At 55.1% G+C, this 13,762-nt stretch carries 12 protein-coding genes and 1 pseudogene; 6 read left to right on the forward strand and 7 right to left on the reverse strand.

Going from position 1 to position 13,762, the window contains the following annotated elements; all coding sequences use genetic code 11:
- Positions 1 to 75 precede the first annotated feature (75 nt).
- Positions 76 to 402, forward strand: coding sequence for a methyl-accepting chemotaxis protein (locus ACFO24_RS11595; RefSeq protein ID WP_377738493.1), 327 nt, complete (start codon positions 76 to 78; stop codon positions 400 to 402).
- Between the two features lie 75 nt (positions 403 to 477).
- Here ACFO24_RS11595 and ACFO24_RS11600 read toward each other — a convergent pair whose 3' ends face one another.
- The 4 genes from ACFO24_RS11600 to ACFO24_RS11615 all read right to left on the reverse strand — a co-directional run bounded on the left by ACFO24_RS11600 (position 478) and on the right by ACFO24_RS11615 (position 4,661).
- Positions 478 to 1,227, reverse strand: a complete 750-nt coding sequence (locus ACFO24_RS11600; RefSeq protein WP_207573983.1) for a 5'-methylthioadenosine/adenosylhomocysteine nucleosidase — start codon at positions 1,225 to 1,227, stop codon at positions 478 to 480.
- A gap of 125 nt (positions 1,228 to 1,352) precedes the next feature.
- Positions 1,353 to 3,032 (reverse strand): long-chain-fatty-acid--CoA ligase, encoded by a 1,680-nt coding sequence (locus ACFO24_RS11605; RefSeq protein ID WP_377738494.1) that lies wholly within the window; start codon positions 3,030 to 3,032, stop codon positions 1,353 to 1,355.
- A 170-nt stretch (positions 3,033 to 3,202) separates the two neighbouring features.
- Positions 3,203 to 4,027 carry an orotidine-5'-phosphate decarboxylase gene (pyrF, locus tag ACFO24_RS11610; RefSeq protein WP_377738495.1) on the reverse strand — a complete coding sequence of 275 codons (825 nt, stop codon included), beginning with the start codon at positions 4,025 to 4,027 and terminating at the stop codon, positions 3,203 to 3,205.
- 43 nt (positions 4,028 to 4,070) lie between these two features.
- Positions 4,071 to 4,661 carry an SEL1-like repeat protein gene (locus ACFO24_RS11615; protein ID WP_377738496.1) on the reverse strand — a complete coding sequence of 197 codons (591 nt, stop codon included), beginning with the start codon at positions 4,659 to 4,661 and terminating at the stop codon, positions 4,071 to 4,073.
- Positions 4,662 to 4,903: 242 nt separating this feature from the next.
- Here ACFO24_RS11615 and ACFO24_RS11620 point away from each other — a divergent pair, with 242 nt between their 5' ends.
- The 5 genes and pseudogenes from ACFO24_RS11620 (at position 4,904) to ACFO24_RS13345 (ending at position 10,165) form a co-directional block, all read left to right on the forward strand.
- Positions 4,904 to 5,320 (forward strand): pilin, encoded by a 417-nt coding sequence (locus ACFO24_RS11620; protein WP_377738497.1) that lies wholly within the window; start codon positions 4,904 to 4,906, stop codon positions 5,318 to 5,320.
- A gap of 49 nt (positions 5,321 to 5,369) precedes the next feature.
- Positions 5,370 to 7,250, forward strand: a complete 1,881-nt coding sequence (locus ACFO24_RS11625) for a hypothetical protein (RefSeq protein WP_377738498.1) — start codon at positions 5,370 to 5,372, stop codon at positions 7,248 to 7,250.
- Positions 7,240 to 7,698: a GtrA family protein gene (locus ACFO24_RS11630; protein WP_377738499.1), complete on the forward strand. Its 459-nt coding sequence runs from the start codon at positions 7,240 to 7,242 to the stop codon at positions 7,696 to 7,698. Before ACFO24_RS11625 ends, ACFO24_RS11630 begins: the two co-directional genes overlap by 11 nt.
- Before the next feature lie 26 nt (positions 7,699 to 7,724).
- Positions 7,725 to 9,323, forward strand: coding sequence for an NAD(P)/FAD-dependent oxidoreductase (locus ACFO24_RS11635; protein WP_377738500.1), 1,599 nt, complete (start codon positions 7,725 to 7,727; stop codon positions 9,321 to 9,323).
- Between the two features lie 19 nt (positions 9,324 to 9,342).
- Positions 9,343 to 10,165: pseudogene (locus ACFO24_RS13345) on the forward strand (IS30 family transposase).
- 382 nt (positions 10,166 to 10,547) lie between these two features.
- On the opposite strand, the gene galE reads toward ACFO24_RS13345, so the two are convergent.
- From galE to ACFO24_RS11650, 3 genes are all read right to left on the reverse strand, one after another.
- Complete coding sequence (gene galE / locus ACFO24_RS11640; RefSeq protein ID WP_377738501.1) at positions 10,548 to 11,567, reverse strand: UDP-glucose 4-epimerase GalE; 1,020 nt, start codon at positions 11,565 to 11,567, stop codon at positions 10,548 to 10,550.
- A 94-nt stretch (positions 11,568 to 11,661) separates the two neighbouring features.
- Entirely contained in the window at positions 11,662 to 12,168 is a 507-nt protein-coding gene (locus ACFO24_RS11645; RefSeq protein WP_377738502.1) for an ATP-binding protein, read from the reverse strand.
- Positions 12,165 to 13,646 (reverse strand): Fic family protein, encoded by a 1,482-nt coding sequence (locus tag ACFO24_RS11650; protein WP_377738503.1) that lies wholly within the window; start codon positions 13,644 to 13,646, stop codon positions 12,165 to 12,167. Before ACFO24_RS11650 ends, ACFO24_RS11645 begins: the two co-directional genes overlap by 4 nt.
- Positions 13,647 to 13,762 lie beyond the last annotated feature (116 nt).

Raw genomic sequence — 13,762 nt, forward strand, 5'->3', positions numbered from 1 at the left:
AGCACCGTAGGAATCCCCCTCCTTCCCGCGCAAGCGGTGGCCGAAGGCTAAGGTGGGGGAGGATGTCAAGACAGCGTGCAGCGCGTGGGCGCGGGCAATGCCTTGGCCCAGCAAACGGGCGAGACGATGCAAGAAATGGTGGGCGCAATTGGCAAGGTGAACACCATCGTCAGCGCCATCAGCAACGCCAGCCGCGAGCAGGCCGAAGGGGTCATCCAAGTGGGCGAGGCGATTACGCAAATGGACCAAGTCACCCAGCAAAACGCCGCACTGGTCGAAGAAATGGCGGCGGCTGCCACCAGCTTAAACAGCCAGAGTCAAGAGTTGGTGCAAGCCATCTCCATCTTTCAGGTGGAGGGGGCCAGCGGGCACAGGCAAGCCCCACCAGCCCTATTAAAATAAGAGCGCTTTACGCACGTATTTGCTTTAATTTATCTAAAAATAGCTGCTTAACGCTTTAAATTAAAGCGCAAGCAGCTATTTATTTTTAAGCAACGCCTGCATCATCTCCAGCGCATAGCGGCTGGCCACCGACTGCACAAACGAGGGGAAATCCAAGTGGGCGCTGTCGTCCGCCCGGTCAGAAATGGTGCGCACCGCCGCAAAGGGCAGGCCGTAATCGGCGCAGGTTTGGGCAATGGCTGCGCCCTCCATCTCTACCGCCAGCACCGGGTAGCCGGCCGCCTGCAACTCGCTGTGAATGCGCTGCGAGGTATTGGCCGCCACAATAAATTGGTCGCCGCTGGCAATCAGCCCGTGGTGGACTTGTGGCGCATGGCCTGCCAGCAAAGGCAACTGCCACTGCTGTGCGGCGCTGATGCACTGCGCCGCCGCATGCGCCAGCGCCTGGGTAAGCTGCGCATCGCAATCAAAATGCGGCGCGGCGTAGCCGGGCACCTGCCAGCGGGTAAACAAGGGGCGCACATCCATATCGTGCTGCACAAACTGCGTGGCCACGACCACATCGCCCACCCGCACGTGCGGGGCCAGCCCACCGGCCACACCGGTAAAAACCAAACGCTGAATGGCAAAACGCTCCATCAACACCGCCGTGGTGGTGGCAGCGGCCACTTTGCCGATGCCGCTCAAGGCCAGCACCACTTCTTGCCCATGGAACATGCCCCGGGTAAAGGTGCGCCCCGCATGGCGTTCGGTGGTGGTGTGGGTCAGCAGCAGCTGCAGGCCCTGTTGTTCTTCAGGCAGGGCGCTAACAATGGCAAGGGGCATGGCAAGACAGGCAAAAAAAAGGCGCAGGGCGCAGAAGCAAAAAACCGGGCCTCCCGCAACGAGAGGCCCGGCCCGGATTGTCCCTGATTGTGGCTTGGCTGCCGCCTTAGACCACAGGTCGGCGCTTACGCTTGGCTTTGGCGCAGCTCGCGGCGCAGCACCTTGCCGACGGGGGTTTTAGGCAGTTCCTGGCGAAATTCAATGATCTTGGGGTGCTTGTAATTGGTCAGCTTGCCTTTGCAGAAGTCGCGAATGGCTTGCTCGGTAATCTGCGGACTGTTCACCACGACGACCAGCTTGACGGCCTCGCCGGTTTTTTCGTCTGGCACGCCGACCACAGCGCATTCCAGCACACCGGGCATTTGCGCAATCACCTCTTCCACCTCGTTGGGATAGACGTTAAAGCCGCTGACCAGCACCATGTCCTTTTTGCGGTCAATGATGGTGAAGTAACCGCGCTCGTCCATGATGCCAATGTCGCCAGTGCGGAAATAGCCATCCGGGGTCATAACGCGGGCGGTTTCATCGGGGCGCTGCCAGTAACCGGCCATCACCTGCGGGCCTTTGACGGCAATTTCGCCCGATTGGCCGTGGACGGCAAAGCCATCGTCATCCACCAAAATCACATCCGTGCTGGGCACCGGCAAGCCAATGGTGCCGGTAAACGCTTTGCCCGCCACCGGGTTGCACGAGACGATGGGGCTGGTCTCTGACAAGCCATAGCCTTCGCAAATGGGGCAACCGGTTTTCTCCAGCCACAGCTTGGCCACCGCGCTTTGCACGGCCATGCCGCCGCCGACCGATACCTTCAGGTGGCTCCAATCGACCGAGTCAAAATCCGGGTGGTGGGCCAAGCCGTTGAACAGGGTATTGACCGCCGGGAAGGTGTGAAAGCGCTGCTTGGACAGCTCTTTGAGCGTCGCTTTCAAATCGCGCGGATTGGGGATCAAGATGTTTTTGCCGCCAATGTGCATCGACAGCATCATGTTCACCGTAAACGCGAAGATGTGGTACAGCGGCAGGGCACACACACTGATGATTTGTTCGCCACCGGCCAGCAAGTCCTTGAGCACGGGGCCGTACCAGGCCTCGGCCTGCAGCACGTTGGCAATCACGTTGCGGTGCAGCAGCACTGCGCCCTTGGATACCCCGGTGGTGCCGCCCGTGTACTGCAGCACGGCAATATCGTCTGGCCCAATCTCGGGGCGGGTAAAGGGGGCGCTTTCGCCTTTGTGCAGTGCGTCTTTGTAGGCCACGGCCTGGGGCAGTGCAAACGGCGGCACCAGCTTTTTGACGTTGCGCACCACGTGATTGACCAGCGTGCCCTTGAACCAGCCCAGGGTGTCGCCCATGCTGCACAGCACTACATGCTGAATTTGCGTGTTGGCAATGCATTGCTGCAAAGTGCTTGCAAAGTTTTCGATGATGACGATGGCCTTGGCCCCCGAATCCTTCAACTGGTGCTCCAGCTCGCGGGCGGTGTACAGCGGATTGACGTTCACAATCACCAACCCGGCCCGCAGCACCGCTGCCACGGCCACCGGGTACTGGGGCACGTTGGGCATCATCAGCGCCACACGATCGCCTTGGGCCAAGCCCAGCGATTGCAAATAGGCGGCAAACGCCTGGCTGAAACGATCAAGCTCGGCAAAGCTCATGTCCTTGCCCATAAAGTTAAACGCCACCCGGCCCGCATGCTGGGCAAAAGCCTGCTCCATCAACGCCACCAAGGAGGTGTAGCGGCTCAGATCAATCTCGGCAGGGATGCCTTCGGGGTAGTGGGCCAGCCAGGCGCGCTCTTGCATGAAAAACTCTCTTTCAGATGTCTGCCAGGAGGCTTGCAAAAGGCAATTCTCAAGCTGACGATAAAAACGAACGATAGTTCTATTTTTATCCAAGGTCGTTAAAAAAGTCCATGGTGCTTTGTCAGCAACATGGACTTTTTTTCCTAGGAAAAACCCTTGAAAACGGTGACTTAGGCCTGCAACGCCGCGTTGTTCAACGCAATGCGCGTCTCCAGGGCAACCGCCCGGGCTGCTGTCGCAAAGTCCATTTCCGCGCTGGCGTAAAGAATCGCCCGCGAGGAATTAATCACCATCGGCCCGCCTTGCGCCGCTTGCACCGTGGCCACCGCATCACCCCCCTGTGCGCCCACGCCAGGAATCAGCAGCGGCAGCGTTGGCGCAACCGCCCGCACGCGCTCAATCTCTTGCGGGCGCGTGGCCCCCACCACCAGGCCCAGCTGGCCATTGGTGTTCCACGGCCCCTGCGCCAGCTGGGCAATGTGCTCAAACAGCGTAGGTTGGCCGGGCACATTCGCCAAAGTTTGCGCCTGAAAATCGTCCCCGCCGGGGTTGGAGGTGCGGCACAGCAAAAAGGCCCCTTTGCCCTCGTACTCCAAATAAGGCAGCACCGAATCCAGTCCCATAAAGGGCGAAAGCGTCACCGCATCCGCCCCGTAGCGCTCAAACGCCTCTTTCGCGTACTGCTCGGCGGTGGAGCCAATATCGCCGCGCTTGCTGTCCAAAATCACCGGCACCTGCGGCGCAACGCTGCGCATATGGGCGATCAGCTTTTCTAACTGCGCCTCCGCCCCATGGGCGGCAAAGTAGGCAATTTGCGGCTTAAAAGCGCACACCACATCGGCGGTGGCATCCACGATGGCAGCACAAAAATCAAAAATTTTGGAAGCATCGCCGCGCCAGTGGGTGGGGAATTTGGCCGGTTCGGGGTCAAGGCCCACGCACAGCAAGGAATGGTTGCGAGCCGTGGCATCGCGCAGCATGTCAAGAAAGGTCATGGCTAGATTGTAAAAAAGAGAAGGCCCGGACTGCCCAACCGTTTTAAGCCTGGCCGCCAGCGGGCAAGTTGGGCACATTTGGCAACAAAGCCGCCAACTGCTGGCGGGCAATCGCATGTCCATGCGCGGCGGCCTTGGCAATCCACATCAGCGCCATGGCGTTGTTGTTGGCATCCGCATCACTGGCATCACCGGCCGGCCCCAGCCCCGCCGCATACAGCAGGCCCAGCCAGTGCATGGCATCGGCCTGCGCCTGCTCGGCCGCCCGCTCCAAAAAATAGTGGGCAATGCGCCCCGCGTCGTGCCCCGGCGCGGGCGGGGTGGCTGGCGCAGCACCGCGCAAGGCCAGCAATGCAAACTGGCTGCCCATCTGCGCCTGGGCCAGCGCCTCGCCCTGGTCGGCCCGCACCAGGGTTTGCACATCCTGCGCACTCCAAGCGTTGGCTGCCTCGCCTGGCACACCCTCCATGGATTGCTGCACCGCCTCAAAAGGCACCAATGCCCGCACACCACTGCCCAGGCGCGGCACCAAGCCCTCTTCAATGCGCCGCTGCCAAGTGCGCACACTGCGGCCCGTCAAGATGGCGGCGGTGTGCAGGCTAATCGAAAGGTGGGGGCAGGGCAGCGCAGACATAGCGGCATTGTAGAGAGCGGGCGCTGGGCCCACAGCATGGCGTTACCAGCGCGCGCGTGTCGTTATTTTTGCGCGACAAACCAGCGTGTCGCTGATTTTTGGCGACAAAGCCATGGCTTTTTGTCCTTTGGCCCTGCGACACACGGCCTTGTCGCCAGGGTTTGCCCAGTGCGAGAAAAGTTGGCACGGTCTTTGCTTAAACCTTTGCGTTTTCATTTTTTACTCACTCTAAGGAGCTTGTTATGAAACGTACTATGCGTTCTGTGCAAAAGGGTTTTACCCTGATCGAACTGATGATCGTCGTGGCGATTATTGGTATTTTGGCTGCCGTGGCTTTGCCGGCTTATCAGGATTACACGGCTAAGGCCAAAGTATCGGAAGTAGTTTTGGCTGCATCTAGTGCTCGTACCTGTGTGACCGAAATTGTCCAGTCGTCCGGTTTTTCAAATCTTGACACTTGTGGTAGTTCTTTCACTTCTACAAAATTTGTATCGACTCTGAGCGTCAATGCGACGTCCGGTGAAGTTACTGCTGGGGGGACTATCGATGGCACAGCTGTGGAGGTTAAATTGACACCTACTGCAGCAGGCACGAACGGTATTTCTTCATGGGCTTGCGTGGCTACGCCGGCAAAGTGGGCTCCTGGTTCTTGCCGTTAAAAGAAATCTTAGGAAAAAATGAAAGCGGCTTCGGCCGCTTTTTTTAAGTATGCAAAATTCACCCCATAGTGCCCGTTTGGCTGCGATCTCGTTAGCAGTTTTTTGGCTCTTGTATTTGCATCCTTACCATGGCATACGCCACGACAGCGTTCTGTATTTGGGGCAGGCCCTGCTGGTACGCGAACCACAACAGTTTGCACAAGATTTATTTTTTTCTTACGGCAGTCAAAGCCAATATACCTTTTTCCCTGAACTAGTCGCTTGGCTACTGAACTACTTTCGTCCAGCAGAAATTTTTTTAACGCTGACACTGATAGCTCTCTCTGCTTTTACAGCTGCATCATTCGCCCTGCTACGCACACTGTTTATTGCTGAGCAGCGGTTTTATGCGTTATTGGCTGTACTTATACTGCCTGCGGGTTACGGTGGGCATCTTATTTTTTCTTATGCAGAGCCTTTTTTTTCAGGGCGTTCGATTGCAGAGCCTTTGGTGTTGGCTACTTTAACAGCTTGGCTTGTTAATCGGCGCTGGCTCGCCGCCATATGTTGGCTGTTGGCCGCCAGCATCCATCCGTTGCAAGCCTTAGCCATCCCCATGCTGGCCTTTGGCGTACTGGTCTGGCAAGACAAGCGCTGGTGGCACTTGCTGTGGCTAGCCATACCAATAGTTGGTCTAGGTTTTTGGGGTATTGTGCCTTTTAATCAATTGGTCATACGTCACGATCCATGGTGGCATAACCAAATTGCCGAGCTAACACCTCAAGTGTTTATCTCATCCTGGCAGTATGAAGCTTGGGGCTATTGGTTAACGGATATTTTTCTGGGTTGGCTGGTGATACAGCGTGCTACTGGTCGCCTTCAATCCGTCATGCGAGGTGCCATCATTGCGACTGTGCTGGGTATGTTGGCGACCTTAGTTTTGGCTGATTTTTTTGGTTTGGTTTTGCCAACAGGCCTGCAATTGTGGCGCACTCAGTGGTTGCTGCACTGGCTTGCTATGGCCAGTGTACCTTGGTTACTGATAATGCAGTGGCGCTCTGATTACAGCTTTAGTCCACGCCTAGCACTCTTGTTAGCGATCGTAGTCTATGGGGTGCCACTGGGTGCGATTGCTCCCTCTCCATTGGCAATCTTGGCCATGATCCCACTGTATCTTGTATGGCCGCGTTTGATGGTAACGGTTTCTCCGTGGTTGGTGCGTACGTTGCGCGGTTTTGCTTGGTTAACACTGGTTTTAGGACTGGCCAAATATGCTCAAGGCGTTTGGATGATTTATGCACGTATGGAGGGTGTGCGCGAAGCCGTGCGGCCAGAATTCATGTTGGCCAGCTACCCATTAGTGGCGGGGATACTCATCTATTTGGGTTTAATCGCTTGGGAGCGGGTTAGATACTTGCGTATTGTACTTGTCGCTGTTCTTCTTCTTGCACTGACCCATACAGTAGATGTGTGGGATAGGCGTAGTAAATGGACAAATTATATCGAGTCAGCCCAATATTCTCCCAATTTGTTTGGTGTTTCGCTTGAGCCAGGGGTTCAGGTATTTTGGGAAGATGAACTGTTGGCATCTTGGATTATTTTAAACAGGCCCAGCTTCGTCAATTCACAACAAGCGGCTGGTATAGCATTTAACCGGGGTACTGCAGTTGAAGTAGTACGTCGCCAAAAAATGTTTGATATATTTTATATGCAAAAGCAAATTTGCAGTCTGCTAAATAACTTGAATAGCAACAATGCATGCTCTGTAGATGATCAGCAAATAAATACGCTGTGCGCTAATGGTGCTGGACCAGATTATCTTGTTCTTACTGACCGACTTCAAACCGCACCCCAAGGGACATGGTCAATTATGGGTGGAAGTAAGGGCGATCGGCAGATTAATTACTACTTGTATCGCTGCACAGATTTTTTTACCCATAGTGAAGAATAATAAAAAAATGAGTTTTAATATAAGTAAAATTATTAATACAAATGTTGGCAAAAATAGCCTGTTAGCAAACGAACTGGCACGGTATTTTTTAGTTTCTTTGATTGGGCTTTTGATTGATCTGAGTCTGTTTTCAGTAGCGATGCGCTTGGGGGGGGCTTCCTGGTTTTTTGCGGCAATTTTGGGGTTTTCTGCTGGTGTGGCATCGGTTTGGTGGTTGAGTATTCTTTTTGTTTTTAAAAATCGTTCGCTTGGTCAGTCGCCTGCTATAGAATTTGTGAGCTTTTTGTTTATTGGTATTTTGGGGTTGGGTGTAACCGAGTCGGTTCTTTTGGTCGGAATTGAGGTTTTAAAAATACAGCCGGAACTCAGTAAAATATCAGCTGCAGGGGGAACCTTTGTATTTAATTTTGCATTGCGAAAGTTGTTATTGTTTCGAAATGGCACCTAAAAAATTTTGTTCCGAAAGGATTTGATATGAAAAAACCCGTGGTCATCATCATTGGAGCCGGCCCTGCCGGATTAACTGCAGCACTAGAGCTGGCCCGTGATGGACGTATGGTGCCTATTGTTTTGGAGGCATCAGATAGCGTGGGCGGAATTTCGCGCACCATTGTTTATAAAGGAAATCGCATGGATATTGGCGGCCATCGCTTTTTCTCTAAAAGCGATTGGGTTATGAATTGGTGGAATGAGATTTTGCCTATATCAGCCAGTGAAAAAGATGTAGAAATTGCTTATCAAGGTCAGCGTCGTCAAGTTAATGCAGATTTATCTGGGGCGGAAAAAAAAATTGCACAAGGCAAGATGATGCTTGTGCGAGATCGTCTGTCTCGTATTTATTTTTTGCGAAAATATTTTGATTACCCAATAAAGCTAAATGGGGCAACATTGTCTAATTTGGGTTTATTGAGATTGGTTCGCATAGGTTTTAGCTATGTCTTGGCGATGCTGTTCCCTCGGCGATTGGAAAAGTCATTGGAAGATTTTTTTATTAACCGTTTTGGTGCTGAGTTGTATCAGACTTTTTTCAAAGACTATACAGAAAAGGTCTGGGGGATTTCTTGTGATCGCATCAGTGCTGAGTGGGGGGCGCAACGAATTAAAGGACTTTCTGTTTTTGAAGCTCTTCGTCATGCATTGAGGCGTCTTTTTGGAAAAAATACAGCAGCAACAAAAACAAGTTTGATTGAGAAATTTCTTTATCCTCGGCTCGGTCCTGGGCAATTATGGGAAGAGGTGGCTCGGCAGATTGTTGCTTTAGGAGGGGAGATTAGGTATGAAACGAAAGTTGTATCGATTGCAAATAAAAATGAGAGAGTAAATGCAGTGCTTGTGGAGAGTAATGCTGGAATTAGGCAGGAACTTAATGCGGATTATTTTATTTCAACAATGCCGATAAAAGATTTGGTTTCTGGGATGAATCCACCTGCGCCAGAGAAAATAGAAAGAATCGCTACCGAGCTACCCTACCGGGATTTTATTACAGTGGGTTTGCTGCTATCACGTATGCGTGCTAATTCTCAGGCGCGTAGTGCATCAAGCACCAACATGCCTGCAGATAACTGGATTTATATACAAGAGCGTGATGTGCGCATTGGCCGCTTGCAGGTGTTTAATAACTGGAGTCCAGATTTGGTTGCTGACTCAGAAAATGTTTGGCTTGGCCTTGAATATTTTTGCCAAGAAGGCGATGATTTGTGGTGCATGAGCGATGAACAAATGCGTATTTTTGCTGCTAGTGAGTTGGAAAAAATTGGAATGATTGATCAGCGTGACGTGCTAGATGGCACAGTGGTACGCGTACCAAAGACATATCCGGCCTATTTTGGAGCCTACCAAGAATTTCCACAGGTGCGTGAATGGTTGGATAATTTTAGTAATCTTTACCTTATTGGTCGTAATGGAATGCACCGTTATAACAATCAAGATCATTCCATGCTTACAGCAAAGCTGGCAGTTGAAGCTATTTTGTGTGGGGAATCAGATAAGTCAGCTATATGGAATGTGAATATTGACGACGAATATCATGAAGAATCAAAAAAGGCGGATTCAAATCTGAAGTGCAATACCTGACCTGCCGTAAGGTATGCAGATGTCGCAGCAGCCCAGAATCTACCGCCAACTCCAACCCGAAGACCGTGTGACCCTCGCCAGCCTCAAGCAGCAAAACTACAGTGTTCGTGTGAGATCGCCAGCGTTCTCAGCCGCTCGGCCAGCACCATCGCAGTGAACTGCGCTGCAACTCCTCAGCTGGCCAGTACAGCAGCAATGCGGGCCAGCAAAGCTACCAGCTGTGCCGCAGATAGGGCCGCCGATGCGTAAACTGCACAAGGACACTATCTTGTTTGACCTTGTGCAGCACTTGCTGCGACAGCGCTGGTCGCCCCAACAGATTGCCCTGGCACTGGCGCGCATCTACCCCAATCGCCATGAGCTTCGCGTGTCGCACGAAACCATCTGCAACTGCATCTATGCCCAACCCGTGGGTGAGCTTTGCAAGGAGCTGATCGCCTGCCTGCGCCACGCAGTAAGGGCCAAAACCGGCGTGGCCAGATCCCCGATATGCTCAGCATCCACCTGCTTCCGCCCGAGGTGTAGGATCACCAGTTTCCAGGCCACTGGGAGGGCGACCTCATCAAGGGCGAAGGCAATGCCAGCGCAGTGGGTACCTTGGTCGAGCGCACTAGCCCGCTGCTGATCCTGGTCAAGCTGCCTCACCCCAAGCCCGCTAGCGCCGCGAACGTGCTGCAGGCCTTCACTGACAAGCTCAATGGCATTGCCCCGCCGATGCGCCAGAGTCTGCCTACGACCAGATCAATGGTCGCCCGCGCAAGGGACTCAGGGTACGATCACCGCTGGAGCTTTACGGGGAGCTGCTCCTGAATAGCCCGCAATACTCCACCCTCATTCACTGAACACCGGGTGTTGCTCTTCAGATTTAAATCCGCCCTTATTTAGCAGGCGAAAGTAGCTATCAAAAAATCGCTTTCCCTTCTTGCCAAACCACGTAGATGGTGCTATTGACGCGCAAACAGCCCAGCCCGTGGGCTTTGTCGCGCTGGATTCGTTTTAGCGCAGCCAATGTGCTTCTAAAAATTAAGCTGCTTGCGCTTGATAAATAAGGGTTTTGGCATCAAAAGTGCTTGAAACCTTTTATTTTTAAGTGGCAGGCGCTTGTATAAAGTGAGTGGTTTTGCAGTCTGGTGGGTGGGTTGGCGTGTAGCCAGCATCACCTAGCGCATACGTTTTAAGCTTCAAATTGGCATTTAGCCCTTATTCAGTAAGCGCAAAGAGCTATTAGTTTTGAGTTTCAGCCCCATCCAAAGGCTGCAAGGTGGGGCTGAATCGTTTGCGCTCCCACATCCACGCATGCCGCACGATGTCGTGCAAATCGGTGTATTGCGGTTGCCAGCCCAGCGCAGCGCGGGCGCGGGTGCTGTCGGCCACCAGGATGGCGGGGTCGCCGGGGCGGCGAGGTAAATCTTGCACGGCCACACGCTGGCCGGTGACGGTTTCTACGGCATGAATCACTTCACGAATCGAAAAGCCGTGCCCATTGCCTAAGTTGAAAGCGGTGGAGGCTTTTCCCTGCAGCAGCCAATCCAGCGCCAGCAGGTGGGCCTCGACCAAGTCTTGCACGTGGATGTAGTCGCGGATGCAGGTGCCGTCGGGGGTGTCGTAATCGGTGCCAAACACGCCAATATGTGTTCTTCGCCCGGATGCCGCCTGCAGCACCAGTGGGATCAGGTGTGTCTCGGGGTCGTGGCGCTCCCCCAGTAGGCCATCGGGGTGTGCGCCCGCAGCGTTGAAATAGCGCAATGCCACAGAGCGCAAACCGTGCGCGCAGTCGCAATCGGCCAGTATCTGCTCCACCATGGATTTGCTCCAGCCATAGGGATTGACCGGCTGGCGTGGGTGCGTCTCATCGATGGGAATGCGGATCGGATCACCAAAAATAGCGGCAGTCGAAGAAAAGATCAGGCGCTGCACGCCGTGTTCGATCATGGCCTCTACCAGGTGGATGGTGTTGCCCACGTTGTTGGCGTAGTAGCGGGCAGGCTGCTGCACAGATTCCCCTACTTGGATGGAGGACGCAAAGTGCATCACCGCATCAAAGCGGTGGGCAGCGAACAGGCGCGCCAGCATGGCCCGGTCGGCCAGATCGCCCACGACCAGCTCTCCAGCCAGCACGGCATCCCGGTGGCCATGGCTCAGGTTGTCGAAAACTACAACGTCGTATCCCGCCTGGGCAAGTCGCAGCACCATGTGAGAGCCGATATAGCCGGCTCCGCCGACGATCAAAATTTTGGATTTCATAGGGTTGGTTTCACGGCAATGTGCCAGTTCAGCCGCTCCATGCCACCCACCAGCGGGGGCAAGTTGCGTGTGATGTGCAGGATGCAGGGCTGGGTCATGGGCGCTCCTGCTGCACCAGCGCTTGCCCCGCCTCAGTCAGCCGGTAGCGCTGCAGGCGGCTGGTGGGCTTGTCGGGGAGGGTCATTTCGATGTGCCCTGAGTCCAGCAGGCGGCGAATTTGCTTGTGCAACTCGCCCGATACGGTGGTATGGCCCAGTGCCTTGGCCAGATCGGCCTTACCCATGGGCTGGGTGGTCAGGTGCATGAGCACCTTGGCTGCCAGTTTTGACTCTAGCCGTGACTCTAGCCGTGACTCTAGCCGTTGCAGGATAGAGGTGTCATCCGCAGGGGCAGGCGTTTGTCCCGCCGCGTGGGGCTGTGCCAGCCAGATACGCAACCGAATACCGGTGGCTATTTCCTCAATCAGGGGTTCGGGCAGGCCTTGTTGTGCGGCGGATTCAAAGATGCGCTTAATGCCGCTGCCCCATTGTTCGGTCAAGCCCAGCTCGCGGAATACGCGGGCAATCACCGGGTTGCGGATGCGCGAAATGCCGCTCTTCATGGGTTGTGGCCCTGCTGTGGTGGCACCAGCGCTTGCCCCGCCTCAGTCAGCCGATAGCGCTGCAGGCGGCTGGTGGGTTTGTCGGGGAGGGTCATTTCTACCCAGCCTGCCGCCAGCGCGGGATGCAAATAGTTGGCACGGAAGGTGGGGCGATGTTTGAGACCAAGGCGGTGCTGTATTTCAGAAGGTGGCAGTGCGCCATCCACCAAAACCCGCAGCAACCGCACGACTGGGTCGGCGACTAGGTCGGTGACTGGGTCGGTGACTTCGGGGGTGGCTGGTGGGCGAGTCCCCTCTGCGCCTATGCCTGCGGGTGCAATCACTTGCGTGGTGGGCTTGGGCCGCGCCACCACGGCCCTAAATTCATTGCCGCTGCGGTGGTCTTGCAACTCGATCTGCGGCCAGGCTTGGCGCGCCCGGTGAATGCCGCTGCCCAGCCCCCGGTAGGGCAGCAGGTGGGCGGCGTGTTCGCTCAAGATGGGGTTGCGGCGCTTGGTTTTGCCGTGCTGGATGTCCTCGGTGCTCAGGTTGCCGGGCAGGTGGCCGGGGCTGATGATTTCAATGCGGTCACGAAACACCAGGATGCGAATGGAGGCGCTGTCAAAGTAATCGCGGTGCATCAGGGCGTTGACCAGCAGCTCTTCCAGTGCGATGGGCGGCACTTCCAGCTCGCCCAGGGTGTTAAAGCCCCTGCCGTTTTGCACGTGGTGCAAGTTGCGCTTGATAAAGGCAAAGCTGCGCTGAAACTGCGCGCTCAGGGTGCCGTCAATGTCTTCGCTGTCTTGGTACTGGGTATCGCCAATCGAGTTGCCATAGAACGCCACGGCTTTGACCATGCACACGGGCAGCCAGCGCTGGGGCTGCAGGCCAAACAGCAGCACCCCGGCCAAGGTCAGTTGCTGGTTTTTGAGCAGGCCCAGGCTGGTAAGGCTGGCGGTGTGCTCGGCTTCGGGGCAGGGTTGGTTAAAGCGTTTGCGGTAGTAGGCATCAAAAGCGGCCCAATCCATATCAGCCACGCTGGTGCCCGGCACGGGCAGGGTGTCGGCCTGGATCAGCCCGGCGTTCAAGAACATGCGCTGCATTTCTTCACGCGAGGTGACGTGGCGTTTGTCTGCGCCGTTCTTGACCCACACGCGGCCCTGTGCGTCCATGTAGGGCTGGTTCAGGCCCGCAGCCACCGTCACCACGATGACAACACCCTGTTCGGTAACGATGTTTTGGGTGCTGGGGTGGATGGGTGGGCGCACGTTGTTGCTGGCAGTATTGCTGAGCAACTGGTTAAAAGCGCGTACCTGCTGTGGGCTCAGGCCGCTGATCCGGCCATCGTCTTCCACCCCAACAAAAATCTGCCCGCCGCCACTGTTGGACAGGGCTACCAGCTCGGCAGCCAAGCTGTCCGGGTGGGTGATTTCGCGCTTGAACTGGTGCTGGCTGTCTTCACCACCGGCCAAGAGGCGCTGGAGTTCTTCAAGGTGCATGGCTATCACGGCGGCATCGTTTGGGCGGGCACTGCATAAAAAAAGAGCTTCCAGCCCTTGCTGTAAAAGGGCCGGAAGCCAGTTGGAGGCTGTTATTTTTTCAAAGTGTGCAACGC

Source organism: Comamonas denitrificans (assembly GCF_042654745.1).
Taxonomy (GTDB): domain Bacteria; phylum Pseudomonadota; class Gammaproteobacteria; order Burkholderiales; family Burkholderiaceae_C; genus Comamonas; species Comamonas denitrificans.

Coding starts and splice junctions, on each gene's coding strand:
- ACFO24_RS11600 (WP_207573983.1), bottom strand. CDS start 1,227: ATGCCCCTTGCCATTGTTAGCGCCCTGCCTGAAGAACAACAGGGCCTG.
- ACFO24_RS11605 (WP_377738494.1), bottom strand. CDS start 3,032: ATGCAAGAGCGCGCCTGGCTGGCCCACTACCCCGAAGGCATCCCTGCC.
- pyrF (WP_377738495.1), bottom strand. CDS start 4,027: ATGACCTTTCTTGACATGCTGCGCGATGCCACGGCTCGCAACCATTCC.
- ACFO24_RS11615 (WP_377738496.1), bottom strand. CDS start 4,661: ATGTCTGCGCTGCCCTGCCCCCACCTTTCGATTAGCCTGCACACCGCC.
- ACFO24_RS11620 (WP_377738497.1), top strand. CDS start 4,904: ATGAAACGTACTATGCGTTCTGTGCAAAAGGGTTTTACCCTGATCGAA.
- ACFO24_RS11625 (WP_377738498.1), top strand. CDS start 5,370: ATGCAAAATTCACCCCATAGTGCCCGTTTGGCTGCGATCTCGTTAGCA.
- ACFO24_RS11635 (WP_377738500.1), top strand. CDS start 7,725: ATGAAAAAACCCGTGGTCATCATCATTGGAGCCGGCCCTGCCGGATTA.
- galE (WP_377738501.1), bottom strand. CDS start 11,567: ATGAAATCCAAAATTTTGATCGTCGGCGGAGCCGGCTATATCGGCTCT.
- ACFO24_RS11645 (WP_377738502.1), bottom strand. CDS start 12,168: ATGAAGAGCGGCATTTCGCGCATCCGCAACCCGGTGATTGCCCGCGTA.
- ACFO24_RS11650 (WP_377738503.1), bottom strand. CDS start 13,646: ATGCACCTTGAAGAACTCCAGCGCCTCTTGGCCGGTGGTGAAGACAGC.